The 26,103-nt window shown below is 71.1% G+C and carries 18 protein-coding genes, 1 other RNA gene and 1 pseudogene; 14 read left to right on the top strand and 6 right to left on the bottom strand.

Going from position 1 to position 26,103, the window contains the following annotated elements; all coding sequences use genetic code 11:
• Positions 1 to 80: 80 nt before the first annotated feature.
• Together ACGFIS_RS05965 and prfB are read right to left on the bottom strand one after the other, a co-directional pair.
• A complete protein-coding gene (locus tag ACGFIS_RS05965) occupies positions 81 to 1,061 on the bottom strand; it encodes a hypothetical protein (protein ID WP_392899829.1) in 981 nt (326 codons plus the stop codon).
• 209 nt (positions 1,062 to 1,270) lie between these two features.
• Complete coding sequence (prfB, locus tag ACGFIS_RS05960; RefSeq protein WP_392899830.1) at positions 1,271 to 2,380, bottom strand: peptide chain release factor 2; 1,110 nt, start codon at positions 2,378 to 2,380, stop codon at positions 1,271 to 1,273.
• Positions 2,381 to 2,579: 199 nt separating this feature from the next.
• Here prfB and ACGFIS_RS05955 point away from each other — a divergent pair, with 199 nt between their 5' ends.
• From ACGFIS_RS05955 to ssrA, 6 genes are all read left to right on the top strand, one after another.
• Positions 2,580 to 3,638 (top strand): hypothetical protein, encoded by a 1,059-nt coding sequence (locus tag ACGFIS_RS05955; protein ID WP_392899832.1) that lies wholly within the window; start codon positions 2,580 to 2,582, stop codon positions 3,636 to 3,638.
• 655 nt (positions 3,639 to 4,293) lie between these two features.
• On the top strand, positions 4,294 to 4,983 hold the full coding sequence (gene ftsE / locus ACGFIS_RS05950; RefSeq protein ID WP_067453578.1) for a cell division ATP-binding protein FtsE: 690 nt from the start codon (positions 4,294 to 4,296) through the stop codon (positions 4,981 to 4,983).
• A 217-nt stretch (positions 4,984 to 5,200) separates the two neighbouring features.
• Positions 5,201 to 6,106: a permease-like cell division protein FtsX gene (ftsX, locus tag ACGFIS_RS05945; RefSeq protein WP_392899836.1), complete on the top strand. Its 906-nt coding sequence runs from the start codon at positions 5,201 to 5,203 to the stop codon at positions 6,104 to 6,106.
• A 226-nt stretch (positions 6,107 to 6,332) separates the two neighbouring features.
• Complete coding sequence (smpB, locus tag ACGFIS_RS05940) at positions 6,333 to 6,824, top strand: SsrA-binding protein SmpB (RefSeq protein ID WP_392899839.1); 492 nt, start codon at positions 6,333 to 6,335, stop codon at positions 6,822 to 6,824.
• A gap of 54 nt (positions 6,825 to 6,878) precedes the next feature.
• Positions 6,879 to 8,759 (top strand): penicillin-binding transpeptidase domain-containing protein, encoded by a 1,881-nt coding sequence (locus tag ACGFIS_RS05935; RefSeq protein ID WP_392899842.1) that lies wholly within the window; start codon positions 6,879 to 6,881, stop codon positions 8,757 to 8,759.
• Between the two features lie 334 nt (positions 8,760 to 9,093).
• Positions 9,094 to 9,467, top strand: a transfer-messenger RNA (tmRNA) gene (gene ssrA, locus ACGFIS_RS05930).
• A gap of 337 nt (positions 9,468 to 9,804) precedes the next feature.
• Here the strand turns inward: ssrA and ACGFIS_RS05925 are convergent.
• Positions 9,805 to 10,239, bottom strand: a complete 435-nt coding sequence (locus tag ACGFIS_RS05925; protein ID WP_392899845.1) for a nuclear transport factor 2 family protein — start codon at positions 10,237 to 10,239, stop codon at positions 9,805 to 9,807.
• 26 nt (positions 10,240 to 10,265) lie between these two features.
• Positions 10,266 to 11,132, bottom strand: coding sequence for a TIGR03619 family F420-dependent LLM class oxidoreductase (locus tag ACGFIS_RS05920; protein ID WP_392899848.1), 867 nt, complete (start codon positions 11,130 to 11,132; stop codon positions 10,266 to 10,268).
• 66 nt (positions 11,133 to 11,198) lie between these two features.
• Between ACGFIS_RS05920 and ACGFIS_RS05915 the strand changes: the two genes are divergently transcribed.
• The 8 genes and pseudogenes from ACGFIS_RS05915 to ACGFIS_RS05880 all read left to right on the top strand — a co-directional run.
• Entirely contained in the window at positions 11,199 to 12,038 is an 840-nt protein-coding gene (locus tag ACGFIS_RS05915) for an EI24 domain-containing protein (protein ID WP_392899851.1), read from the top strand.
• Positions 12,039 to 12,113: 75 nt separating this feature from the next.
• The gene (locus ACGFIS_RS05910) at positions 12,114 to 13,295 is read left to right on the top strand and encodes a hypothetical protein (protein WP_392899854.1); all 1,182 of its coding nucleotides are present in this window, start codon (positions 12,114 to 12,116) and stop codon (positions 13,293 to 13,295) included.
• A 54-nt stretch (positions 13,296 to 13,349) separates the two neighbouring features.
• A complete protein-coding gene (locus ACGFIS_RS05905) occupies positions 13,350 to 15,533 on the top strand; it encodes an acyl-CoA dehydrogenase (protein ID WP_392899857.1) in 2,184 nt (727 codons plus the stop codon).
• Between the two features lie 39 nt (positions 15,534 to 15,572).
• Positions 15,573 to 17,300 (top strand): hypothetical protein, encoded by a 1,728-nt coding sequence (locus ACGFIS_RS05900; protein WP_392899860.1) that lies wholly within the window; start codon positions 15,573 to 15,575, stop codon positions 17,298 to 17,300.
• Entirely contained in the window at positions 17,300 to 17,431 is a 132-nt protein-coding gene (locus ACGFIS_RS05895; RefSeq protein ID WP_392899863.1) for a hypothetical protein, read from the top strand. Before ACGFIS_RS05900 ends, ACGFIS_RS05895 begins: the two co-directional genes overlap by 1 nt.
• Before the next feature lie 13 nt (positions 17,432 to 17,444).
• Positions 17,445 to 18,296: a glycosyltransferase gene (locus ACGFIS_RS05890; protein ID WP_392899866.1), complete on the top strand. Its 852-nt coding sequence runs from the start codon at positions 17,445 to 17,447 to the stop codon at positions 18,294 to 18,296.
• Between the two features lie 62 nt (positions 18,297 to 18,358).
• Positions 18,359 to 19,603, top strand: a complete 1,245-nt coding sequence (locus ACGFIS_RS05885) for a glycosyltransferase family 4 protein (RefSeq protein WP_392899868.1) — start codon at positions 18,359 to 18,361, stop codon at positions 19,601 to 19,603.
• Positions 19,604 to 19,655: 52 nt separating this feature from the next.
• Positions 19,656 to 22,103, top strand: a pseudogene (locus ACGFIS_RS05880) (alpha-(1->3)-arabinofuranosyltransferase family protein); the annotation flags it as partial.
• 1,837 nt (positions 22,104 to 23,940) lie between these two features.
• Here the strand turns inward: ACGFIS_RS05880 and ACGFIS_RS05875 are convergent.
• Positions 23,941 to 25,179 carry an acyltransferase family protein gene (locus ACGFIS_RS05875; RefSeq protein ID WP_392899870.1) on the bottom strand — a complete coding sequence of 413 codons (1,239 nt, stop codon included), beginning with the start codon at positions 25,177 to 25,179 and terminating at the stop codon, positions 23,941 to 23,943.
• Positions 25,176 to 25,967, bottom strand: a complete 792-nt coding sequence (locus ACGFIS_RS05870; RefSeq protein ID WP_392899872.1) for a class I SAM-dependent methyltransferase — start codon at positions 25,965 to 25,967, stop codon at positions 25,176 to 25,178. The genes ACGFIS_RS05875 and ACGFIS_RS05870 overlap by 4 nt, the downstream gene beginning before the upstream one ends.
• Between the last annotated feature and the right edge of the window lie 136 nt (positions 25,968 to 26,103).

The following is a 26,103-nucleotide window of genomic DNA, read 5'->3' as shown; positions in this document are numbered from 1 at the left end:
CCGGATGCCGGGACGCTCCCGCTGCAGCGGTCAGAAGAGCGGGACCGCCCGGCATCCGACGGAGATCGGAGTTCCTCAGTTCACCTGACGCCGACGGCCTTGCGGTACATGCCGTTGACGGTGGCGCGGCCCTTCGGTGGAACGGTGGCCAGGTACTGCACGAGGACGGTCGTGTCCATCCGCGTCCGTGCGGACCTCGCCGGGGCCAGCCCGACGAGGTCACCGCTTACCGCCAGCCTGCCCCGCCGGGACGCGGAGTACGCCTCGTGCTGCTTCAGGACATACCAGACCAGAGCCCCGCGATCCTTGGTGCGCAGCGCGTGGACGGTGTACGGGGTGGCGGAGAACCTGGACGACAGCGTCACACCCCGTCCGGCCAGGGTCTGCTCGCCCTGCTTCAGCGCCTTGTACGTATCGCTGGTCCTCGGGCCGTCCGCCAGGGCGGACGCGCCCGCCGCGCCGGGCCCGTCGGTCAGCAGCGCCGCGTGCGTCGCGGGCAGCTTCCCGGGTGGGACGGCGAGGTCCTTGACCTCCGGGCCGACCGGGGTGGCGTAGCCGTCCGGGTCGAGCGCCACCCGGCTCAGCGCGGCGTCCGCCGGGTGGGGGTCGGCGGCCAGCAGCCACGGCGCCCCCTCCTTGGCCCGCGTGAACAGCATCGCGTGCCGCACCGCCTGCTTTCCCCGGCCGGTGACGGCGCCGACGGCGAACCAGTGCGGATAGCCGGTCAGCCGCGGGATGTAGAACGCCGTGTCCGTGTACCGCAGTTTCGGTGGCGGCTGCTTGACGGCACGCCGGAGCTTGAAGGCCGCGGCGTCCATGGTCAGCTGCGGGTCGGTCTCGATCGTGTGCAGGACTCTCCGGTCGAGGCGCCGCCCCGCCCGGTTGGCCGCGTCGGTGTAGGAGGCCAGTACGCGCTGCGCCTGCTCCTTGTTCAGCGGTGGCGCCCCGGCCGGCTTCGCCGGGTCGGCGGATGATGCGTCACCCGAGCATCCCGCGCTCAACACCGCGGTGAGCAGGCTGGGTACGAGAAGCAGGGCGACGGAGACGGTACGTGCGGGCATTCGGCCCCCCGAATGGTGACGGCGATCCGGACCGTCCGCCATCCTCGCAGAGTGACCATAGGGTCACGCTACGAACACAAAAGCCAGCCGAAGATCTTCTGGGACCTGTGTGGAGACCAGGGACGCACCAACCCAAGGCCCGCCCCGGTCCCGCAACGACAAAAACCGTCGCGAGCGCGTCCGAAGGCAGGTTTCGAGCCTGCGGGAAACTACGCGGACTCCTGCTGGCGCATCCAGCGGATCTCGGCCTCGATGAACTCGTCGATGTCGCCGTCCAGGACCCCGGACGGGTTGCCCACCTCAACGCCGGTGCGCAGGTCCTTCACGATCTGGTACGGGTGCAGCACGTAGTTGCGGATCTGCGTGCCCCAGCTGCTGGTGCCCTCGCCGCGCAGCGCGGACATCTTCTCCGCCTCCTCCTGGCGCTTGCGCTCCAGGAGCTTGGCCTGCAGGACGTTCATCGCCGTGGCCTTGTTCTGGATCTGGCTGCGCTCGTTCTGGCAGGACACGACGATCCCGGTCGGGATGTGGGTGATCCGCACCGCCGAGTCGGTGGTGTTGACGCCCTGGCCGCCCGGCCCCGACGACCGGTACACGTCCACGCGGAGGTCGTTCTCGTCGATGTCGACGTGGTCGCTCTGCTCGACAACCGGCACGACGTCCAGGCCCGCGAACGATGTCTGGCGGCGGCCCTGGTTGTCGAACGGGGAGATGCGGACCAGCCGGTGGGTGCCGTGCTCGCCGCGCAGCGTCCCGTAGGCGTAGGGGGCCTTCACCGCGAAGGTCGTGGACTTGATCCCGGCCTCTTCGGCGTAGGACGTCTCGTAGACCTCCGTCGGGTACTTGTGCCGCTCGGCCCAACGCAGGTACATCCGCTGGAGCTGCTCGGCCCAGTCGGCCGCGTCGATGCCGCCGGCCTGCGCGTTGATGGTGACCAGCGCCTCACGGGCGTCGTACTCGCCCGACATGAGGGTGCGGACCTCGAGCTGCTGGACGGCCTTGCGCAGCGCCGCCATCTCCTCGTCCGCCTCCGTGCGCGTGTCGGCGTCGTCCATCTCCTTGGCGAGTTCGTACAGGGTCGCGGCGTCGTCGAGCCGCTGCCGCAGGGCCTCGACCTTCCCCAGTTCGCTTTCCAGGTACGACAGGCGGCGCGTCACCGACTGAGCCCGCTCCTGGTCGCTCCACAGGTCAGGGTCGGCCGACTGCTCGCGCAGCTCGGCGATGTCGCGCCGCATGCCGTCGAGGTCCAGCACCTGCTCGATGCTGGTGAGTGTCGAGCCGAGCTCCTTGAGCTGCTCTTCGGGTTCGATGCCTGCCACGCTCCCGAGCCTATCGCCGTCCGGGCACTACAATGCTCACGGCCGTTCTGCCGCCGCCCACCGCCGACCCGCCGCGTCCTGGCGCGCTGATCCGCGTCCGGCGGGAGCGCACGGCCAATATCATGTAGGTGGCAGAATCACGGGCCGAGGAAGCCGGCCGGAGAGCGGCCGGCGGGGACGCCCGTCCGGGGGATGGTCTGTGCAGAGGTTCACGCGGGTGGTCGCGGCCGGGGTGCTGCTCATCCTGGCGGTCGCCGTCGTGGGCTGCGCCGAGGGCAGGACGGAGGCGCGGCCGACCGTCAGCATGCCCACGACCTCCCCGCCCGAGCCGGTCGCGATGACCCCCGAGGTCGCGGAGCGGGCGTTCCGCTCCTACGTCACCGACGAGGACGTGGCCAGGGCCGCCGGGGACGAGCGGCTGGCGCTGACCTGGACGTCCGACGGCCAGTCCCAGCTCACCGCGGCGGAGTTCCGCGAGGCCGCCTACGACGGCGACCCGGTGCGGCGCTTCGACTATGGCGAGCCCGAGCTGTACGTCCCGAAGCTGAAGGACGCCGGCTATCCGCAGTGGTTCATGGTGTCGGTGGACCGCTCGGTCCTCGGCAAGCGCAAGAGTGAGCGCAGGGTGCTGATGGCGTTCATCCTGCGTGACCCGTCCGAGCACTGGAAGCTCACGCTCACGACCGTCATGCGGCGGAAGACGAAGGTACCGGAGGTCGCGATCGACGACGACGGCTACGCGGAGGCGCTCGGCACGGACGACACGTCCGTCCTGATCCGTCCCCGCGACGTCATCGGCATCCACGCGACGATCGCCGCGGAGGGCGGCGGCAGCGTCGCCGCCAAGGTGATGAAGCCCGGTCCCGTCACCACCGGTTTCTACAAGGACGCCAAGCGTGACACGAAGAAGGCGAAGGAGGAGGACCTCACGCTCCAGGTCGTCCACACGGCCACGCCCTTCCCCTACTTCGGCGTCCGGACGGAGAACGGCGGCGGCCTGATCGTCTACTCGCTGTTCCGCAACACCTCGCTCATCGCCAAGGACCCGGACACGCCCAAGCCGGAGATCCCGGAGGAGGCGGAGCACCTGCTGGACGGCACCGTCGAGGGCAAGCAGGTCGACACGGCCGCGACCCTGCACTTCGCGGCGTACGACCCTCCGCGCGCCGAGAAGGGCAAGCAGCCGAAGGCGCACGTCATCGCCGACGAGGGCACGATCACCAAGGCCGCCACCCCGCCGCTCGAGAAGCAGCCCTGACGCGGAACGGTCCTGACTCGGAGCAGCCCTGACGCACGTTCGGCCGCGGGCGCCTTTCAGCCGTAGACCCGCTGCAGGACCAGCGCGGCGAACAGCAGGGCGACGAGCGCCGCGAGAACGAGGGCCGGCGAGCCGGACAGGCCGTGGCGGTGCACTTCCGACCGAGCCTCCCGGCACGTGGGGCAGCGCCCCTCGACCACCGGGTTCGAGCACCGAGCGCAGATCAGATGTTCGCAGCTCATGTCGTGGGCCCCAATCTCGGAGAACGGCACGCGGGTCCGTGCGGGGAAGCGTCGACCTGTCTGGTGTCCGTCGACCTATTAGGTATCTTTCGCCATCATCCAGCGTAGCCGGACTGTATGGTCGTTCCGGCAAGTCCGGGAGCTTGAAGGTATGAAACGGCCGGACGTCGGGAGACGGTTCACATGGCACTGATCGGACGGCGCACGCTGTTCGGGCGATGTGGCCGCCCCGGGCACACCCACCACGCCGAGTGGGACGAGACAGTTGACCGTCCCCTCTACACTGCTCGAAGGCACCGCGTCCCGCCTGGTCGCGGAGCCGGGCGGCGCAGACCTGCGGGCACGGACGATTCCGTGGCCGGCGGGCCGGGCCGCTCCCCAACCCCGAGAGACCGAACCGCCGTGATGCAGCCGTGATCCATTTCGACAACGTCACCAAGGTCTATCCGAGCCAGAACCGGCCCGCCCTGCAGCACGTGAACGTCGCCATCGAAAAGGGCGAGTTCCTGTTCCTGGTGGGTCCGTCCGGCTCCGGAAAGTCGACCTTCCTGCGCCTCGTGCTGAAGGAGGAGCGTCCTTCCCAGGGTCACGTTCACGTGGCGGGCAAGGACCTGAGCAGGCTGAGCAACTGGAAGGTGCCGCACCTGCGCCGCAGGATCGGCTGCGTCTTCCAGGACTTCCGCCTCCTGCCGAACAAGAACGTCTTCGAGAACGTCGCGTTCGCCCTCGAGGTGATCGGCAAGCCGAGGCGTTTCATCGGCAAGGTCGTCCCCGAGGTCATCGACCTCGTCGGTCTGGAGGGCAAGGCCCACCGGATGCCGGACGAGCTGTCCGGCGGTGAGCAGCAGCGCGTCGCCATCGCGCGGGCGTTCGTCAACCGGCCGATGATCCTGCTGGCGGACGAGCCGACGGGCAACATCGACCCTGCGACATCGATCGGCATCATGAAGGTGCTGGACCGGATCAACCGGACCGGCACCACCGTCGTCATGGCCACCCATGACGCCGCGATCGTCGACGCCTTCCGCAAGCGCGTCGTCGAACTGGAGGACGGACGCGTCGTCCGCGACCAGTCGCGCGGTGTGTACGGGCAGGCCTACTAAACGTGTTCGCCGGAGGGTGCGGGAGATCGTCCGCCCGCGATGACCCGGGCCGGGGCCCGGATCCCCTCCATGGCACTTCCATCTGAACCATCGATTCCTGCCGGGTCGTACGACACCCCGAAGGCCCACAGGCAGGAAAGCCCCGCATCGGGCCCGCGTTCCAACGCGGGACGACCCAGGCGTCCGGCGGGACACAGGCGATCAAGGACAGCGAGGCATGCGCGTACAGTTCGTTCTCCAGGAGATCTGGATCGGTCTCCGCAGGAACATGACGATGACGATCTCTCTCGTCATCACCGTCGCCATCGCCATGGCGCTCTTCGGCACCGGGCTGCTCCTCAGACAGCAGGTCGACTCGTCCAAGAGCTACTGGTACGACAAGATCGAGGTCTCGATCTTCCTGTGCGCCAAGACGAGCTCGAATCCCAGTTGCCAGAAGCAGGACGTCACCGCTCAGCAGCGGGAGACGCTCAAGGCGCAACTGGAGAAGATGCCGCAGGTCTCCGCGGTCGAGTACGAGGACAAGCAGCAGGCGTTCAAGAGGTTCAAGGACAACTTCGCGGGCTCCCCCGGCTTCGTGGAGAGCACCCGTGAGGGCGACATTCCCGACTCGTTCCGGGTCAAGCTGCAGAACCCCGAGGAGTACAAGGCGGTCGCGCAGGCGATGCTCGGCCAGCCGGGCGTCGACACCGTGATCAACGAACAGGAGATCCTGAAGCGCTTCTTCCGGATCCTCAACGGCCTGCAGGTGGCGGCGCTGACGATCGCGCTGATCCAGGTGGTCGCCGCGGTGATGCTCGTCGGCAACACGGTCCGGCTGTCGGCGTTCAACAGGCGCCGCGAGACCGGCATCATGCGGCTGGTCGGCGCGTCCAACACCTATATCCAGATGCCGTTCATCCTGGAGGGCGCCATCGCCGGCCTGATCGGCGGGATCTTCTCGGCCATCCTGCTGGTGTTCAGCAAGACGCTGCTGATCGACAGATTGGCGGGGGACGTCCAGCTCGTCAGCCAGCTCGGCTGGAGCACGGTGATAGCCGTCATCGTCCTCTCGATCTGTTTCGGTGTGCTGCTGTGCGCGGTCGCGTCGTTCCTCACACTGCGCAGATATCTGAAGATCTGATGTGGTGACCGGATCCGGTGGAGGCACCGGATCCGGCGGCTCACCTCGTCCTATACTTGCCGCATGTTCCGGTCTGCGCCGCTCCAGGGGAGGCGGCCCCGGCGACCGACCGCCCGCACCGGCCGAGCAGCGCGCCCGGATGGTGCCGCGCGGCCTGAACGCGACAGAGCCGGGCGACGGGTGAACCGCCGGGCAACGACTGAGACGCCGGACAAGGACGGATGACGTGGCACGCGACACCGGGCGCAAGAAGGACACCGGACGCAAGCTCATCGCCCAGAACAAACGGGCGCGCTACGACTACCACGTCGACGAGACGTGGGAGGCGGGCATGGTGCTGATGGGCACCGAGGTCAAGGCCCTGCGCGCCGGACGCGCCTCCCTCGCCGACGGCTACGCGCACGTGATGGACGGGGAGGTGTGGCTGGAACACGTCCATATCCCCGAGTACACGCAGGGCACCTGGACCAATCACGCGCCGCGCCGGCGCCGCAAGCTGCTGCTGCACAAGCGCGAGATCCAGAAGATCATCGCCAAGTCGTCGGAGCCGGGCTGGACTCTGATCCCGCTCGCGCTGTACTTCAAGGACGGCAAGGCCAAGGTCGAGATCGGGCTGGCCCGTGGTAAGAAGGCCTACGACAAGCGCCAGGCCATCGCCAAGCGGGAAGCCGATCGCGAGATGCAGAAGGCGGCGGCGGCCCGGTTCAGGAGACGGTGAAGGGTGTCGATGACGAACCGAGGCCGGAGGCGGGGGACCGGTGGGATCCGGGCGATGCGGCGCCGGGCGATCGCGCTGACGGTCTGCGGCGCCCTCGTCGCGGGCATGACGACCGGATGCTGGGCCGAGCGTTCCCCGCTGCCCGCCGTCCGCGACTTCCTGATCGCCTGGCAGGTCGGCAACTTCGAAGCCGCGGCCGGCAACACCGTCGGCGCCGACGGGAAGCAGGTCGAGGACGCGCTGAGCCGGGTCCGCCGGCAACTCGACGCCGCGTCCCTGCGGCTGTCGCTCGGCACGGGCGTCGCCGACAGCGACGTCGACCAGATCATCAAGAAGGGCGACGAGGCCGACGCGCGCTTCACCGTGAAGATCGACCTCGGTGAGAACGGCCAGCCGTGGGAGTACCCCGGGCTGATGCACCTGCGCCGCGTCGGCGGCCAGTGGAAGGTCGTCTGGAGCCCCTCGATCATCCACACGAGCCTGAAGCCCGGGCAGCGGCTCGCCGTCGTGACCGACGAACCCGAGCGCGCCCCCCTCACCGACACGCACGGCCGTTCCCTGATGCACGAGGTCGGCGCCTACGACGTCGGGGTGTTCCCCGGGCAGCTCGCCGACCCGAAGAAGACCCTCGACCTCCTCGCCAAACAGACCAAGATCGACGGTGGCCGCCGGCTGGACGCCGAACGCCTCCTCGGCCGCGTCCGGTCCGCCCCGCCGCAGGACTTCCTGCCGCTGCTCACCCTGCAGGTCCCCGCGCACAACGCCCTCATCAGGCGGCTCAACAACATTCCCGGGCTGAAGTTCAACGGCGTCAGGGCGCCGATCGCCCCCGCCTTCGCGCCCGAGCTGGTCGGCACCCTCGGCCCCGCCACCGCCGACCGCCTCCAGCAGGTCGGCGCCCCCTACCAGCCGGGCGACACGATCGGCGTCAGCGGCATCCAGCTCCTCCAGCAGCGCCGTCTCGCCGGCACGCCCACCGTCCGCGTCGTGGCGCAGGACGAGTCCGGGAAGAACACCGAGGAACTGCGCTCCTGGGAGGGTCAGCAGCCGCAGGAGGTCCAGACCACCCTCGACCCCGCCTTCCAGCGCAAGGCCGACAAGGCGCTCGCGGGCGTGCGGTACCCGGCGTCCATGGTGGTGGTGCGCCCGAGCACCGGCGAGGTGCTCGCCGTGTCCAACCACGGGACGAACGGGCGGAACCTCGCGTTCGAAGGCAAGTACCCGCCCGGGCTGACGTTCGGGATCGTCTCCGCCGAGGCCCTGTTCTCCAAGGCCGGCATCAACCAGGACACCGAGACCACCTGCCCGGGCAGCGTCACCGTCGGCGGCGAGACGTTCACCAACAGGGCCCGTCGCGACAGCACCTTCGACAACCACTTCGCCGCGTCCTGCAAGACGACCCTCGCGCAGCTCAGCACCAAGCTGGACGCGCAGACCCTCGTCAACGAGGCGGCCCAGCTCGGCATCGGCAAGAACTGGGGCCTGACCATCCCCGCCTTCACCGGCTCCGTGCCGACCCCCGCCAACGACGGCGAGAAGGCCGCCGCCATGATCGGGGAAGGCGACGTCCAGGTGAGCCCCCTCGCCATGGCCCTCGTCGCCGCCGCCGCACAGAACGGCACCTGGAAGCCCCCGTACGTCCTCAAGGACATCCCGAAGACCGTTCAGGCGCCCCCGCCGCAGAACCTCCGCCCCGAGTCGATCGCGAGCCTCAAGAAGATCCTCGGCCGCACCGCGTCCCACGGCAGCGCCCGCGGCGCCCGCGTCTCCGGCGACGTCGTCGGCGTCGCCGCCCTCACCGCCTACCGGGACGGCGACAGCAACAAGACCGTCTCCTGGTTCGTCGGCTCCAGCAACGACCGCGCCTTCGCCATCGCCGTCGAAGGCCGCGCCAACGCCGCCGGGATCGCCGCCGAGTTCCTCGGCCGCCGCTGACCGAACCACCGTCCGACCGGGCGCGTGACAACTTTGTGATCTCTTTGCCTGGGAGAGGCAACCAACCCGCCGCGCCCGAGCGTCTTTACGGGTGACTGAGATCCCGCTCGGGGGGTTGCGGGCTCAGTCGCCGTGAGGAGACCAGAGCCTCGTCTCGGGGGAGGCTCTGCCGTCCGGACCGGCCCGACCCTGCCGGTCGACCCCGGTGGGTGCGACACACTCGCACCCACCGGGGTTCACGGCTGTCCCCGGGAATCACATTGCCGTCCCGCACGTTAACCTTGTAACGTCATCGTGCGGACGTCCCCGGACATCCGCTTTGACAACTCAACATGGGGGTGACCGGCTTCGACTTCGGTCGTTCGAGCCAGGGGAAGCGGGTCGAGGGTTGCTGTCGTGACCTCGTAAATCCTGTGACAGCAAACCAATAACTGCCAACAAGCAGCAGTCCGAGTTCGCACTCGCCGCCTGAGGCGAGTAGCCAACTCTGTCAGCCCGGGAGCGTCTCCGACCCGGGGTCTGGCATCGTAAGGAGACTCCACCTGCAAGCCCGGCCGCGGGACCTGTAGGAAAAACAAACAGCGGCTGAGCCCGTCGGCGACACGCCTGCGTGAGTGCCGGGGCTGAGAAAGCGCCAAGCAGGCTGCACCCGGAGAAGCCCTGACTTATCACCGAAGGACGCGGGTTCGATTCCCGCCACCTCCACTCTGGGCGACGTGTGCTCGCCGCGCGCTTCGCGCGTGGCTTCGCCGCGTCGTTCCGTTCTGTCTATCTGGGGGGCGACCCCCAGACCCCCGATGTGGGGGCTCCGCCCCACGCCCCTTGTGGGTCGGGGTTCTTGTTCGTCTTGATCATCGTGCGGGGTCATCTGGGCTGCGTATGCCGCCGCGCTCCGCGTGGCTTCGCCCCGACCGGGACGCCGGTCGGGGCTTTCTCATTGGGCTCGCCTACCTCGTTCCGCTGTGCGGAGAGGCGTACGCGGCACGATCGAGGAGGTCATGACCGCGTCCTGTGCCGCCGACGCTCTGTGCGTGCGGGCACGCCCTCATTTCTTGAGGGTCGCCATGGCGCGGTCGGGTTCCCAGTGGGCGCGCAGGGAGGTGATCTGGCCGGCTGCGTTGATCGTGTAGATGAGGACGCAGTCGATGGTCATGGTCGAGCCGTCGGCCATGGTGGTGGTGATCGTCGCTACGTTGGCGCAGCAGTCGCCGTTGGCGAAGGAGTCGGCGATGGTGAAGCGGAAGCCGGCGATGGTGGAGATGAAGGTGTCCCAGAAGGCGCCGATGCCGTCGTGGCCCCGGTGACCGTTGCCGGACGGGTCCAGGAACGACGGGCCCACGGGGTCCTCGACCAGGGCGTCCGGGGCGAAGAGGTTCAGCCAGGTGTCCTTGCGGCCGCCGATCACGGCCGTCATGGAGGCGCGGGCGGCCCGGCGGGCCGGGTGGTCGGCGTCCGGGGCGTTCCAGGCGATGGCGTCCATGGCTCCGGACTGTAACGTGTTCTCGTTCAGTGGTCGACCTTGGCGATGACCGTCTCGGCGAAGCGTTCGAGGTGCTCGATCTTCTTGTGCAGGGGCTCGGTGTCGGGGCCCTTGACGTAGGGCATGCGGAAGCCGACGATCACGTCGGTGACACCCTTGTCCTCCAGGCGTTTCACGCCGTCCGGTGTGTAGGCGTCCATGGAGATCACGTGGATCTCGAACGGGTCCGCCGTCTTGCCCTCGGCCTCGCGGATGCGGTTGATCCTGGCCAGGAGGTCGTCCAGGTCGTCTCCGCCCGCGTGCATCCAGCCGTCGCCGCGGACCACGGCGCGGCGCAGGGCCGCCTCGCTGTGCCCGCCGACCAGGATCGGAAACGGCTGCGCCGGCGTCATCTTGATCGCCGGGATGTCGAAGAACTCGCCGTGGAACTCGAAGTACCCGCCGCCGCTCAGCCCTCGCACGATGTCGACGGCCTCGTCCATCCGCTTGCCGCGCCGCTCCCACGGGACGCCCATGACCTCGAAATCCTCGGGCCACGGGCTGAGGCCCACGCCCAGGCCGAGCCGTCCGCCGGTCAGGCACGCGACCGAGGTCGCCTGCTTGGCCACCAGCACGGGCGGACGCACCGGCAGCTTGAGGACGAACGGGGTGAACCGGATACTGCTGGTCACGGCTCCCATGGCCGCGATCAGCGTGAAGGTCTCGATGAACGCCTTGTCCTCAAGGAACTCCCTGTTGCCGTCCGCGGTGTAGGGGTAGACCGAGTCAGACTCCTTCGGATAGACGAGCGAGTCGGCCACGGAGATGCTCGCGTACCCGGCCGCCTCGGCGGCCCTGGCCAGCGGCAGGTAGTAGGACGGGTCGGTCATCGCCTCGGCGTAGGTGAACCTCATCCAAAAATACTAGAACGTGTTCCACCTTTTGTACCAGGGGTTGCCCGGCCTATAGGGTCTGGCTGCGTGAGCCAACCGCACGTCCCCCCAGCGCCCAAGCCGTCCGGTTTCAAGGATCTGTTCAACGGTGTCGGCTATCTGCTGCGCGGCATCGGGTGGGCGGCCCGCCATCCGGCGCAGTGGCTGTTCGGCCTCATCCCCGCGCTGATCGTGCTGGCCGTCTACGGGGCGGCGCTGAGCTTCCTGGCGTTCCAGATCGACGACCTGGCCGGGTGGGTGACGGGGTTCGCGGACGACTGGTCGGACGCTCCGCGGACGTCGGCGCGGGTGGTCGCCGGGATCGCGATCTACGGCGCGTCCCTGTTCCTGGCGCTGATCACGTTCACGGCGGTGACGCTGCTGGTCGGGGATCCGTTCTATGAGGCCATCGCGGTGCGGGTCGAGGAGTCGCAGGGCGGCGCGCCGCCGGAGCCGGACGTCCCGCTGATGGTCCAGATCGGGCGGGCCGTCAAGGACACGCTGCTGCTCGGGGCCGTCGCGCTGGCGTTCGCGGTGGTGTTCTTCGCCTGCGGGTTCCTGCCCGTGGTGGGGCAGACGGTCGTGCCGGTGACCGCGGCGCTGGTGTCGGGGTACTTCCTGGCGGGCGAGCTGATGTCGATCGCGTTGGAGCGGCGCGGGATCCTCCGCAAGGAGCGGTTCAGGCGGATGAGGGCGAACCGGCCGCTGGTGGTCGGCTTCGGCGCCGCGACCGTTGTGGTGTTCCTCATTCCGCTGGGCGCGGTGCTCGCGATGCCGGGTGCGGTGGCGGGCGGGACGCTGCTGGCCAGGGAGCGGCTGGCGGACGATCCGCGGGCGGAGGAGACGCTGGTCACACCGGGAAACGGCGGATCGGCGAGCCATCACTGAGGCGATAGGAAGATGTGTCCGGAGCGTGATTACACATCGAAACTCAAGTGCTGATCTTCGCGTAACGTGTGCCGCATGTCCGATCAGGGGGAGCGCGGTGTGCGCTGGACCGATATGAGCGAGAGTGAGCCGCGGGACGAGTCCCCGGAGCCCGGCGATGCGACCGGCCCGCAGACGGCCTTCCCCGAGCCCGAGGTGCCCGAGGGCTCCCTGCCCGCCCCGGGTTCCGGGAAGGACGCGGGGGCGCACGATGTCTGGGGCGGCGTCGAGGACGACGACGTCCGGGTGGCACCCGTCTCGGAGGACGACTCGCCGCAGTGGGAGGGCGACCTGTTCGACGAGGGCGCCGGTGACGAGCGGTACACGCCGGCCGTCCCCACCGGGGTGGGTGGGCCGGCCAGACCCGGCAAGCCGAGCAGCGGCAACTGGCAGATGCCGGACTGGATGGCGGACGAGGCGTCCGCCGACGCCAAGCTCGGCGGTTCGCCCAAGCCGGCGCGCGATGTCCTGGACGATGGCGGCGGCCGGTCCCGGCTGCTGCTGTTCGGCGGGGTCGGGCTGCTGGTCATCGCTCTGGTCGCGGCCGCTGCCGTCTACTTCCTGAAGGGCGGCGGCGACGAGCCGGCGGAGGCGAACGGGAACGCCGGCCGGACGGCCGCGGAGCAGCCCGAGGCGCCGCAGGTGGAACTGCCGCCGGACAAGCGGCTCACGGCGTTCGCCGGTACCCCGAGCCGGGTGCTCGGGCGGGTCGCCGACCCTCATTCGGGGCTGGCGTACCCGCGGCTGGCCGCGCCCTGGAAGGTGCCCACCAAGCAGAACAAGCTGGGCACGGCCGGGTGGTCCGGCCAGCAGATCCTGGTGACGGAGCGGAGCGCCGGGCAGATCTGGTACGGGCAGCTGCTCACCGGCACGCTGCACCCGAGCATGCAGAACGCGTACCAGGGGCCCGACAGCGTCAAGAGCGTCGCCGCGCTGGTCGCCCAGGGGTACGAGGCGCAGTACTACGCGTTCCCGCACAAGACGGCGCCGCTGGCCTCGCAGCCCCTGACCGTGGACGGGCGCCCCGGCTGGCTGATCGCCTCGTACCTGACCTACCAGCGGGACGGGGTGAGGGCGACCGGTGAGGTCGTCGCCACCGCGGTGGTCGACACCGGCCGCAAGACGCCCGCCGTGGTGTTCGCGTCGCTGCCGAACACGCACAAGAAGATGTGGCCGGACGTGAACACGTTCTTCACCGGGCTGAAGATCGCCGCCTGACAAACCGAATGGCGTTCTAATAGGCTGTGCCCACTTCGAGGGAGGGGTGTGGTCATGGCGATCGGACTGACCGAGGAACACGAGGCGCTGGCGGCATCCGTGCGCGGGTTCGCGGAGCGGAACATCACGGCGCAGGCCGTCCGGGACGCGGACACCGGCTTCTGGCCGGCGCTCGCCGCGCAGGGGCTGCCCGGCCTGCATCTGCCGGAGGAGGCGGGCGGGCAGGGTTTCGGGCTCCTGGAGCAGGCGGTCGCGCTGGAGGAACTCGGCCGCGTCCTCGCCCCGGGGCCGTACACGCCGACCGTTCTGGCGTCGGCGGTCCTGCACGCCTGCGGGGCGGCGACGTTGCTGCCCGGACTGGCGGACGGTTCCCGTACGGCGGCGGTGGGGCTGTCCGGAAGCCTGGATGTGAACGGCTCCACCGTCTCCGGGACTGTGCGGCCCGTGCTGGGCGCACCGCTCGCCGACGTGTTCCTGCTTCCGGCCGGTGAACGCTGGGTCGTCGTTGAACGGGACGAGGTCGTCCTAGGGTTGCTGGAATCTCTGGACATCACTCGCCCTGTCGGATCGGTCACGGTCGACGGGTTGACCGTCCCCGACGAGCGGTTCCTGGACGACGTGGACGTGCAGGCGCTCGCCGTCGTCCTCCTAGGCGCAGAAGCCTGCGGTGTAGCGGGACGTGCCCTGGACGACGCGGTGGCGTACGCGAAGCTCCGTGAGCAGTTCGGCCGTCCGATCGGGCAGTTCCAGGGCATCAAGCACAAGTGCGCCCGGATGCTCATCGCCGTCGAGCGGGCCAGGGCGGCGGTCTGGGACGCCGCGCGCGCGCTGGACGAGCCGGAGGAACAGCGCGCCTACGCCGTCGGGGTCGCTGCGGCGCTGGCCGCGGACGCCGCCGTCACCTGCGCGGAAGGCAACATCCAGGTGCACGGTGGCATCGGCTACACCTACGAGCACGACGCCCACCTGCTCTACCGGAGGGCGCTGACGCTGCGCGCGCTCCTGGGACGGGCGAGCAAGCACAGGGCGGACGTCGCCGCGCTGACCGTCGCGGGAGTCCGGCGTCCCATGAACATCGACCTCCCCGACGACGCCGCGCCGGTGCGCGAGGAGATCCGCGCCCGCGTCGCCGAACTCGCCGCGATGGACCCCTTCGCACAGCGGGCGGCGATGGCGGAGGGCGGCTGGGTGACCCCGCATCTGCCGAAGCCGTGGGGGCGGGGCGCCGGGCCGCTGGAGCAGATCGTCATCCAGCAGGAGCTGAAGGCGGCGAAGGTGCGGCCGGTGCCGCTGATGATCGCGGCGTGGGTCGTCCCGTCGCTGGTCCAGTACGGGACGCCGGAGCAGCAGGAGCGGTTCCTGCCGCCGACGCTGCGCGGCGAGATCATCTGGTGCCAGCTGTTCTCCGAGCCGGGCGCGGGCTCCGACCTCGCCGGGCTGCGGACGCGCGCCGAACGCGTCGAGGGCGGCTGGAAGATCAGCGGCCAGAAGATCTGGACGTCGCTGGCCCGCGAGTCGCAGTGGGGCATCTGCATCGCCCGCACCGACCCCGATCGAGCCAAACACGACGGGATCACGTACTTCCTGGTGGACATGGCGTCGCCGGGCATCGAGATCAGACCGCTGCGCGAATGCACCGGCGACGCCGTCTTCAACGAGGTGTTCCTGGACGGCGTGTTCGTCCCGGACGACCTCGTCGTCGGGCCCGTCAACGCGGGCTGGCGCGTCGCACGCACCACCCTCGCCAACGAACGCGTCGGCCTGACCAGCAGCTTCCAGCTCGGCGGCGACCTGCCCAAGCTGCTCGACCTCGCCGCAGGGCTCGACGTCGCGGGGGACCCGGTCGTCCGCGACGGCCTCGGCCGCCTGGCCTGCGACGAGCACTCCTTCAACCTCCTCGGCCTCCGCGCCACGCTCAAGCAGCTGTCGGGCACGGACCCGGGCGCGACGGCGAACGTCCGCAAGCTCGTGGCGATGGAGCACGGCCAGCAGGTCACCGAGTTCGGGTTCACGCTGCTCGGCGAGGACGGCGCGCTGACCGGCGGCTGGAAGGACGATCTGCGCGCCCGCTGGACCCGCTACCTGCTCGCGTCGCGCGCGATGAGCATCGGCGGGGGCACCACCGAGGTCAACCTCAACGTGATCGGTGAGCGCATCCTCGGCCTGCCCCGCGACCCCGACCCGGCGCGGCCGGGGGGTGCGGAGGGCCGTTCCCCCGCAAGGGAGCAGGTCGGGTAGCGTCCAGGCGCACACGGGGGAGTGGGCCGTACTGAACGATTGGGCGGATTGAACGAGCGGGCACGGCACCTGGCGGCCGCGCTGACCGGGCTGGGGCTCGGGCTCGCGGCGCTGGGGCCGGGGCTCGCGCCCGGCTTCGTGCTGTCGTACGACATGGTGTTCGTGCCCGATCCCGCGTTCACCCCCATGACGTTCGGGCTGACCGGGGTCGTGCCGCGGCACGTCCCGAGCGACGCGTTCATCACGGCGCTGGCCACCGTCGTCCCGGCGGACGTCGTGCAGAAGCTCGTCCTGCTGGCGATCTTCGTGGTGGCGTGCACGGCGGCGGCTTCGCTGGTGCCGTCCCGCCGGCCGGCGCCGCGCCTGGCCGCCGGGATCTGCTACGCGTGGAACCCCTTCGTCGCGGAGCGTCTGCTGCTCGGCCAGTGGGCGCTCCTCCTCGGCTACGCGGCTCTCCCCTGGGTGGTCGCGGCGGCATCGCGGACGGACGAGCCCGGTGGGGGGAGACGGCTGGTCCGAGCCCTGATCCCCGCCGCCGTCGGCGGCTTCGCGGCCCTGGCGGTGTCGGGGCTGACGGCTCTGGTGGTCGCCCTGGTGGCCGGAGGCCCGTCCGTCCGGGCGCGGGCGGCCGGTGCGGCACGGGTCGCCGGGGCCGCGGGGGTCCTGAGCCTTCCGTGGCTGGTGCCGGGGGCGCTGCGGCCGGCGGGCGTGCCGGGGGACGGGACGGCCGTCGACCTGTTCGCCGCCCGGGCCGACACCCCGTTCGGGACGCTCGGAAGCCTGCTCCTGCTCGGCGGCGTGTGGAACGGCGAGACGGTGCCGGACGGGTACGGGGCACCGGTGACCGCAACGATCTGGCTGGTCGTGGTGGTCATCGCGCTGGCCGCCTACTGGACGTGGTGCCGGGAGCCCCGGTGGCGGCGCGGCGCGGCCGCCGCGGCGGCGGCAGGGTTCGCGGTCGCGGCGCTGGGGGCGGTGGCGGCACCGGTCCTCGAAGGGCTCATCGGCCTCTGGCCGGGGTTCGCCGTCCTGCGGGACGGGCAGCAGTACGCGGCGCCGCTCGCCGTCGTGGTCGCGGTGGGGCTCGGGGTGGCCGCCGACCGGGCCGCCGAGGCGCGGTGGCCGGCGGTGCCGGCGGCGGCGATGGCCGTGCCGGTGATGCTGCTGCCGACGCTGGCGTGGGGGGCGGCGGGCGATCTGCGGGCCGTCCGCTATCCGGACGACTGGGCGCGGGCCCGGCAGATCATCGACGGCGACCCGGTCGAGGGCGACGTGCTGGTGCTGCCGTGGGCGTCGTATCGCAGCTACCCGTGGAACCACGGCCGCCGCGTCCTCGATCCGCTGCCCCGCCACCTGCACCGCCGGGTGATCGTGGACGACGCCGTCACCGTGGGGGGGACGACCGTCGCGCCCGAGGACCCGAGGGCGGTCCGGCTGGCGCCCGCCGCCCGGACGGGCTCCCCGCCCGTGACGACGCTGCGTGATGAGGGGGTACGGTACGTCGTGGTCGACGCCGAGATCGGCGCGCTCCGTCCGTCCGGCGCCGCCGTCGAGGTGCTGCGTGGCCCTGACCTGGCCGTCTATCGGATCGATGGGGCCGCGCATGTCGCGGCGGACGGGGTCCCGGCGGCGCCCGTCGCCGCCGGGTGGGCCATCGTCAGTCTTGTCGTTTTCTGGTCATTTCGGGCTTCAGGCACTACTCTGAGCATTCCGTTACTCGGCAGTATCATTGGCCGCAGTTCAACCCACCGACGAAGGACCCCCTGATGCGCATTGCCATCGCCGCAGTGGTCGGCGTCCTGTTCGCCGCCGGAGCGTCGTTCGGCACGGTCCAGCTGGTGAACTCCTCCCAGCAGGACCCAGTCATTAAGCCGTTGTACAACTACGGCTCCCGTTGACGCGTAGGCCCTGATGGGGACCCAGCGTGACGGCCCCGCCCTCCTGGAGATCGTCGTTCCCGCCTACAACGAGGCCCACCGGCTTCCGGAGGGGCTCGGCGAGCTGTGCGACAAGCTCGCCGGGCTGCCCGTGCGCGCTGACGTCATCGTCGTCGACAACGCCAGCACGGACGGCACCGCCGACATCGTCCGATCGTGGGACGGGCCGGTGCCCGTGCGGCTGGTGCACTGCGAACGCCGGGGCAAGGGAGCCGCGGTCCGCGCGGGACTGCTCGCGACCCGCGCACCCTATGTAGGATTCGTGGACGCCGATATGGCGACAGACCTCGACGCGCTGGACGAAGCCATCGTCCTGCTGCGCGAGGGCCGCCCGGTCGTGGTCGGGTCAAGGCGCCACGGTCGGTCGGTCGTCGAGGGCTACGCCGTGCCCGTCAGGCGGCTCGGCGCCATCACGTTCAACCGGATCGTCCGCGACCTCGTGGGCGGCATCGCCGACACCCAGTGCGGGTTCAAGTTCTTCGACGGGCCGCTGGCCCGCGCGGCGGCGGAGGATCTGCGCACGGCGGGCTTCTCGTTCGACGTCGAACTCCTCGCCCACTGCGTGCGGCGGGGCGCGTCCGTCACGGACATCCCGGTGGTGTGGAGTGACCGGCCGGGCTCGACGTTCTCGGTGCGGCGGCATTCGCTGCAATGCCTGTTCGACCTGGCCCGGATCCGCGCGCGCGCCGGATTCCGGCTGCCGTCCGTGCCCGTGGCCCCGATCATCCCGGTCGTGCCCTTCCGGACGATGCTCGCCGAGCAGGAGCCGGGCGCGATCGTGCTGGAGAAGGGCCTGCCGTCGACGTCGAGCGCCAAGTCGGGATGAACGCGAGTACCCCAGCCCCCGACCCTCCCGCGCCCGATCCTCCAGGGCCCGGCGCAACCTCCATGGACCTGCGGCTTGCGATCGTCAACTGGCGGGATCCCTGGCATCCGGCCGCGGGTGGAGCCGAACGCTACGCCTGGGAGCTCGCGCGCAGGTTCGCCGGTCGTGGGGACCGTGTGCACTACGTCACGTCGAGAGCGCGCGGCCAGAAGCGCAGGGAACGCGTCGAGAACGTGGAGTTCGTGCGCCTCGGCGGCCGTTTCACCGTGTACCCCCTCGTGCTGCTGTGGCTGCTGGCTCACCGCATACGGCGGGCCGGCTCGTTCGACGCGGTCGTCGACTGCCAGAACGGCATCCCCTTCTTCACACCGTGGGTGCTCCCTCGCCGGGTGCCGGTGTTCTGCGTCATCCACCATGTGCACGACGCCCAGTTCGACCTGTACTTCCCGCGGTGGCTGGCCTGGCTCGGGCAGATGCTGGAGGGCCCGGTGAGCCGCTGGACGTATCGGCGGCACGCCTTCGTGGTCGTCTCGCCGTCCACGCTGCGCGCCGTAAGGGAGCGGCTGGGCTGGACAGGGCCCGCCCATGTCATCCCCAACGGAACGGCGGTCGCCGAACCCGGCGGGATGGTTCCGGAGCCCGCCGGAGACCCGGATCTGGTCTGCGTGACCCGTCTCGTCCCGCACAAGCGCCTCGGCCTCCTCCTCGACCTCGCGCAGCGGCTCGCGGAGAACCGCCCCGGGCTGCGGCTGCACATCGTCGGGGACGGGCCGGAAGCGCCCGCGCTGGCCGCGGGCATCACCGAGCGGGGCCTGGACGGCGTCGTCATCGCGCACGGGTACGTGGCAGAGGAGGTCAAGGCGTCCCTGGTCGCCCGCGCCGACCTGCACCTCAGCACGTCCCAGGGCGAGGGCTGGGGCCTCAGCGTGATCGAGGCCGCCGCGCTCGGCGTCCCGACCGTGGCCCATGACGTGGACGGCCTGCGCGACGCCGTGCGCGACACGGTCACCGGATGGCTCGTCCACCACGGCGACGACCAGGCCGGTGTCGTCGAACGGGCCCTCAAGGAACTGGACGATCCCGCGCGCCGGGAGGAGATCGCCGACTCCTGCCGGACGTGGGGCGGGGAGTTCGACTGGGCGCGGACGGCCGAGCGGATGCGCGACCTCCTCCTCACCGCCGCCGTCGGCGCCGGTTCTGCCGGGGCCGGTTCCTCCCGCGCCGGTTCCTCCCGCGCCGGTTTCTCTCGTTCCGGTTTCTCTCGTGCCTCTGCGCGCCCGTCCACTCGCCGTCCAGAGGTACCGTGACGGGCACCCGGGCCGATACACCGGGGCGGGCAGAAAGGGGCAGAGCGCGAGCATGGCCGTGGGAGAGGCGAATCCGCCCCGCGCCGGCGTGCCCGACCAGCCTGCCCCGGGCGGCGGGCCGCCGGACGGCATGGACACCGGTGAACGGCTGCGGGAGCGGCTGCGCGTCCTCGCGTGCTGCCTGACGCTCACCGCCCTGGCGTTCAGTACACGTCCCGGCGCCATCCTCGCCGACACGAAGATCGACATGGCGGTGAACCCGCTCGGGTTCCTCGGCCGGGCGCTGCACCTGTGGGATCCCGAGCAGTTCGGCCAGATTCAGAACCAGGCCGTCGGCTACCTGTTCCCAATGGGCCCGTTCTTCGCCCTCGGCGACGTGATCGGGATGCCCGCCTGGATCACCCAGCGGCTGTGGACGTCCCTGCTGCTGTGCCTGGCGTTCGTCGGCATGTGGAAGCTGGCGCGGCGGCTCGGCGTCGGCGGCCACGGCGCCTCGTCCAGCACCCCGCGCCTGTTCGCCGCGATGGGGTACGCGCTCGCACCGAACGCGCTGGCCACGCTCGGGCAGATCTCCTCGGAGTACATGCCGGTCGCGATGCTGCCGTGGATCGTCCTGCCGCTGGTCTCCGCGGCGTCCGGCGAGCGCGGGCGGCTGCGGGCCGCCGCCGCGTCGGGGCTGGCGATCGCCTGCTGCGGCGGCATCAACGCGACCGCCACCGTCGCCGTCCTGGTCGTCCCGTTCCTGTACATCGTGACGCGGCCGCGCGGCTCGTTCCGGCTGCGGCTCCTCGCGTGGTGGTCGGCGGCCACGGCCGCGGCGACGAGTTGGTGGCTGGTCCCGCTGCTGCTGACCGGGACGTACGGGTTCTCGTGGCTGACCTACACCGAGAAGGCGGTGACGACGACCGGCCCCACCGGCCTGATCAACGTGCTGCGCGGCGCGGAACGCTGGGTCAACTACCTGTTCGTGGACGGCCAGGTGTGGTGGCCGGTCGGGTACGAGCTGTCGGTCAGCCCGATACCGGTCATCTGCACCGGCGTGGTCGCGGCGCTCGGACTCGCCGGCCTGCTCGGCCGGCTGCTGCCGGAGCGGACGTTTCTACTGGTCACACTGCTGGCCGGGATCGCCATCCTGTCCATCGGCCACATCAGCGACATCCCGGGCCCGCTCGCCGGCCAGATGCGCGAACTGCTGGACGGGCCGCTCGCGCCCCTCCGCAACCTGCACAAGTTCGACGCGGCCGTCCGGCTGCCGCTCGCGCTCGGCCTGGCCCACCTGCTGGTCGTCGCGACAGGGAGGATCCGGGACGGCGCGACCCGGGGCGGCCGGGTCGGCGGCCCCGCCGGCGGGACGGCGTTCGGCGGGACGCTGAAAGGCCTGGTCAGCCTGCCCGTCGCCGCCGCCGTCGCGCTCGGCGGCATCGGCCTCACGGCCGTCTCCAACGGGCTGAGCGGGCCGGGCGACTTCAAGCAGGTCCCGCAGTACTGGCGGGACGCGGCGTCGTGGATCAACGCGCGGGCCGGGCAGCAGGGCGTGCTGGCCGTCCCCGGGGCGCCGTTCGGCGAGTACCTGTGGGGCCGCCCGATGGACGACATCGTCCAGCCGCTGCTGACGGCGCAGTGGGGCGTCCGGCAGCTCGTCCCCGCCGGTTCGCCCGGCTACACGCGCGCCCTGGACGCGATCGACCTGCAGGTCCGGTCGGGGCGGGGGTCGCCCGGGCTGAGCGAGTTCCTCGGCCGGATGGGCATCCGGTACGTGCTGGTCCGCAACGACCTGCGGCGCGAGACGCTGCGCGGTGCCTGGCCCGCCCGCGTCCATCAGGCACTGGACGACTCGGCCGGCATGCGCAGGGTCGCCTCGTTCGGCGGCCCCGTGGGTGTGGAGGCGGATGACGCGATGTCGTCCGTGGACCAGCGGTACCCCGCGCTGGAGGTCTACGAGGTCGAGGGAGCCGCGGCCGTCGCGAACCTCGCCGACGCCACCGACCCCGTCCGCGTGTACGGGGGACCGGAGTCGCTGCTGGCCATGGCGGACGACGGCGCGCTGCCCGCGGGGCCCGTCCTGCTGGACCACGACGCCCCCGACCTCAAGGGCGCCCCGGTCGTGACGGACTCGCCCCGGCTCGTCCGCCGCAACTTCGGCGAACTGCACCAGACGTCCCCGACGCTGTCGGCCGGGCATCGCCGGGAGGCCACCGACGTCCTGGACACGGACTGGAAACGGTATGCCACGCACGTGACCTACGGCGGCGGTGTCCGCGACGTCACGGCGTCCAGTTCGGCGGCCGGCGATGACGCGGTCCCGCAGAACCGCAAGCCCGGCGCGACCCCGTACGCCGCGTTCGACGGCAACCGGTTCACCGCCTGGGAGACGGGCGGGTGGACGGGCCCGTCCGGGCAGTGGCTGCGCGTCGACTTCGACCGCCCCCGGGACGTGACGAGCCTGACGGCCGCGTTCGTCCAGAACACCTCCTCCCTGGGGCCGCCGGTCTCACGTGTCGCGGTCGAGACCGAGAACGGGACGCTGGAGCAGGACGTCCGGCAGGCGGCCACGGCGCAGCCGCTCCGCGCACCGGACGGCCCCACCCGGTGGCTGCGGCTGCGCATCACCGAACTCGCCTCGGATCCGCCCGTCCAGGCCTTCGCGCGGGTGGCGGTGTCGGAGGTGTCGATCGGCGGCGTGCAACCGACCCGCACGTACACGCTGCCGGCGCCGGCCGGGATCGGCGGCCCGGCCACGTACGTGATGAGCCGGAGGCCCGGCGCGACGGCCGAATGCATGAAGGGCAGCCGGCGCTGGGTGTGCTCGCCGACCCTGGGGTCGAAGGACGAGGAAGGCGCCGGTTTCGACCGCACGTTCACGTCCGCGGTGGGCGGCGGCGCCCCCGTCACCGGAACGGCCGTCCTCACCGACCAGCGGTTGATCGACCGGTACACGGCCGTCCGGGGGCAGCCGGCCGTCACGGCGAGTTCGGTGCTGGCCGACCATCCCGCCGCCCAGCCGAGATCCGGGTTCGACGGCGACCCGGCGACGACCTGGATCGCGTCGGAGCAGGACGACACGGCGACCTACGGCGTCCGGTGGAAGGGCCGCAAGCCTGTGTCCAGGATCACTCTGCAGCGTCCACCGGCCGTGTCGGGGCCCATCCGCGTGCGGATCCAGGGCGGCAACGGTGAGATCCGCGAGGGACTGTCGGACCGCAAGGGCAGGCTGTCGTTCGCCCCGATGACCACCGACAGGCTGACGCTCACCTTCTTCAGGGAAACCCAGATCCAGCCGGTTCAGCTGACCGACCTCACCATCCCCGGTGTGAAACCGTTCCCGGACGTGCGCAGCTCCCCGCTGCAGCTGCCCTGCGGTTACGGGCCGAAGCTGCGGATCGGCCCGCCGGGCTCCCCGGTCGCCGGCTCCCCGGCCGCCGGCACCCAGGCCGCCGACATCCCGACGAAGGCCACCGGCACGCTCGGCGATCTGCTCGCCGGGCGCCCCCTGCGGTTCGCCGGCTGCGAGCAGGCGACGCTGAAGACCGGCCAGAACCGGCTGACCACCGCGCCCCTCGACTCCTACCGCATCGACACCGTGACGGTCGGCGCCAAGCCGGGGCAGGCCACCACCGCACGGCCGCCGGAGCAGGTCGAGATCATCAGCTGGGGATCGAGTTCCCGCAAGCTGAAGGTGGACGCCGCGACGCCGTCGTTCCTCACCGTCAACGAGAACTTCAACGACGGATGGAGCGCCACCGTCGGCGGCCACGAGCTGCGGGCCGTCCGGCTGGACGGGTGGAAGCAGGGCTGGCTCGTCCCCGCGGGCACCGGCGGCATCGTCGAACTCACCTACGGCCCCGACCGGGCACAGCAGGTCGCCGTGGTGGCCGGGCTCAACATGCTCCTCGTCCTGCTGATCATCGCCGTCTGGCCGGGCGGATCGAGGAACCGGCGCGATCCGCGGCAGCGGCCGCGCGCGCTGGTGGCCGGAACGGGCTGGCCCGCGTGGGCGGCCGTCGGGCTCGCCGCCGTGCTCGGCGGCTGGATCGCCGGTGCGCCCGGGTTCGCCGTCGCCGTCCTGGTCGCGGCCGGGTGCGGCTGGGCGCGCACCCGCCGCTCCGCCGTCCTGCGCGCCGTCGCGTCACCGTGGACGATCGCGATCGCCATGCTCGCCGGGACGGGATGCCTTGCCGCCGGCGCCTGGCTCAACAAGATCAGCAACTTCGCCGCCCCGTCCGGCCCGCTCGGCGACATCGCACCCCAGCTGCTCGGGCTCGTGATCGTCGGGCGGGTCGCGGCGGAGCTGTGGCGGCCACGGCCGGCCGGCGGCGGATCCGGCGGCCGGATCCCGCTCAGCTGGACGGCGCCGAAGCGGGGGCCCGGCGGGGACGGTCCCGGCGAGTCAGCCGCTGAACCGGACGCTCCACCAGGTAGTAACTCAGAGTCCCCGCTGCGATGGACGCCGCCGCCATCAGCGGGAGGTCCGTCGCCACGTCCCCCCGGAACACCCGGTCCGCCGCCTCATACCAGCCGACGATGATCAGCAGCTGCCACAGGAACAGGCCGTAGGAGATCCGGCCGAGGAACCGCATCACCGGGTTGGCGAGGACCGCGCCGAGCGCCGGATGCCCGGCCGGGGCCAGCGCCACCGGGGCGATCAGCGCCGCCGCGCACAGCCCGTCCACGACCAGGTGCAGGGTGGACGTCCAGAACGCGTCCGGTTCCTGGAGGGTGAGCGGTCCGGTCGCGGGCGTGGCGGCCACCACGTACAGCATCGCGGCCGCCACCCAGCACGCCGCCCACGAGTCCGAGACGGTCCGGCACAGCGTCGCCACGGGACGGCGCCCGTCCAGCCGCGCCCACACCGTCACCACGGCGAGGGCCATCCCCAGCGCGAACCAGACGAAGAAGCGCGGCAGCCACAGACCCATCTGCGTGTGCCGCGCCGGGAAGAACATCACGGCCGTGAAGGGGAACGACAGCGACCCGTACACCGCGATGCCGATCAGGAGCCGCTTGGCCCGCACCCCCACGTCGTGGGTGCGTTTCCGCCGCGCGTACCAGCCGAGGACGGCCGCCGTGAAGGGCAGCGTGGCGTACCAGGCGACCTCGACCACCAGGCTCCACAGCTGCCCCAGATGCGCGGGCCCCAGCACGCTGTCCCACCACACGCCGGGCACGTACGTATGCGTGACGGTGAGCAGGGAAACCCACGAGACGGGGTCGCCGATGTGGTCCCGTCCTGCCGTCAGCATGAAGCAGACGATCACGGCCCAGTAGGCGGGCATGATGCGGAGCACCCGCTTGCGCAGGTATTCGCCGATGCGCGGGGCGTCACGTCCGTTCAGCACCGCCGCCGCCCACGGACGGTAGAGAAGCAGGCCCGACAGGATGAAGAAGATGGGCACACCGACCTGGCCGCCGTTGAACAGCCAGCGCGCGCCGGCCGGGTTGGTGATGGAGCCCGCCGTGGCGGCGACGTGGTAGACGAGGACGCCCAGTGCCGCCACGGCGCGCACACCGTCGAGCGTGTCCTGACGCCCGGAGATGGGCGGCGGCGTCGGTCTGGCCACCTGGGGGGCGGTTTTCAAGGCCCCTTCTTCCGGAGAATCAGGACCAGGTTCCAGGTGGCGATCTCGCGCAACCCCGGAATCCGGACGATTCCCGCGGCCCAGCGCGGATGGTAGCGGGGACCGGCGTCCAGGACGCGCACGTCGTCGCGGCCTCGCGCCCACCCCAGGGCCGCCGACACCGACACCGGGTGCAGGCTGAGTCCGTACCGGTTCTTCGGCGGGCGGCCGTTCCGGCGCTCGTACCTCCGGGCGGCCCGGTCTCCGCCGAGGTAGTGCCACGGCGAGGTCTCGTGCCCGCCCCACGGGGACAGCCAGTTGGTGAACGACAGGAAGACCGTCCCGCCCGGCCGGGTCACGCGGACCATCTCGTCCGCCATCCGCCACGGAGACGGGACGTGTTCCAGCACGTTCGACGAAAAGCAGACGTCGGCGGAGCCGGTGCGGAAGGGCAGGGCGAGCGCGCTGGCGACGAATGTGTTCGGCCCGCAGACGTTGTGCGCGGTCAATTCGGCGAGGTCGTGATCAATGCCCGTACAGCGGGCGCCGGCGGCCGTCAGCGTCCGTGCGAAGAAACCGGAGCCCGTCCCGACGTCGATGACGGTCGCCCCGGCGAGATCGGTGTACGAACTGAGTTGCGCGACGGCGTCACGAGCCATCAGTTCGTAGAAGTACTCCGGGTTGCTCCGCTCTTGCCGGAACGCGCTCAGAAGCCGGACTGACCGGGCCAGCGTGGCACGGTGTTCCAGGGGGATGCCGCGCTCTGGCTCGGGCGGCTGCCAGTCCTGCCTGGGGGGCGCCGTGGTCATCGCCACCTCGCTGTCGATTCGGGATCGGTCCAGGGTCCGGTTCGAGCGGATCCTACCGGCCAGTACGCTATGGACGTAAGCGTTCGCTGTTGAGGCTTAGAACACGGATTCATGGTGTTCTGCCTGCGGCAGTCGG

This window comes from Spirillospora sp. NPDC048824, assembly GCF_043198455.1.
Classification (GTDB): domain Bacteria; phylum Actinomycetota; class Actinomycetes; order Streptosporangiales; family Streptosporangiaceae; genus Spirillospora.
This window is presented reverse-complemented; position numbering and strand designations above follow the sequence as displayed.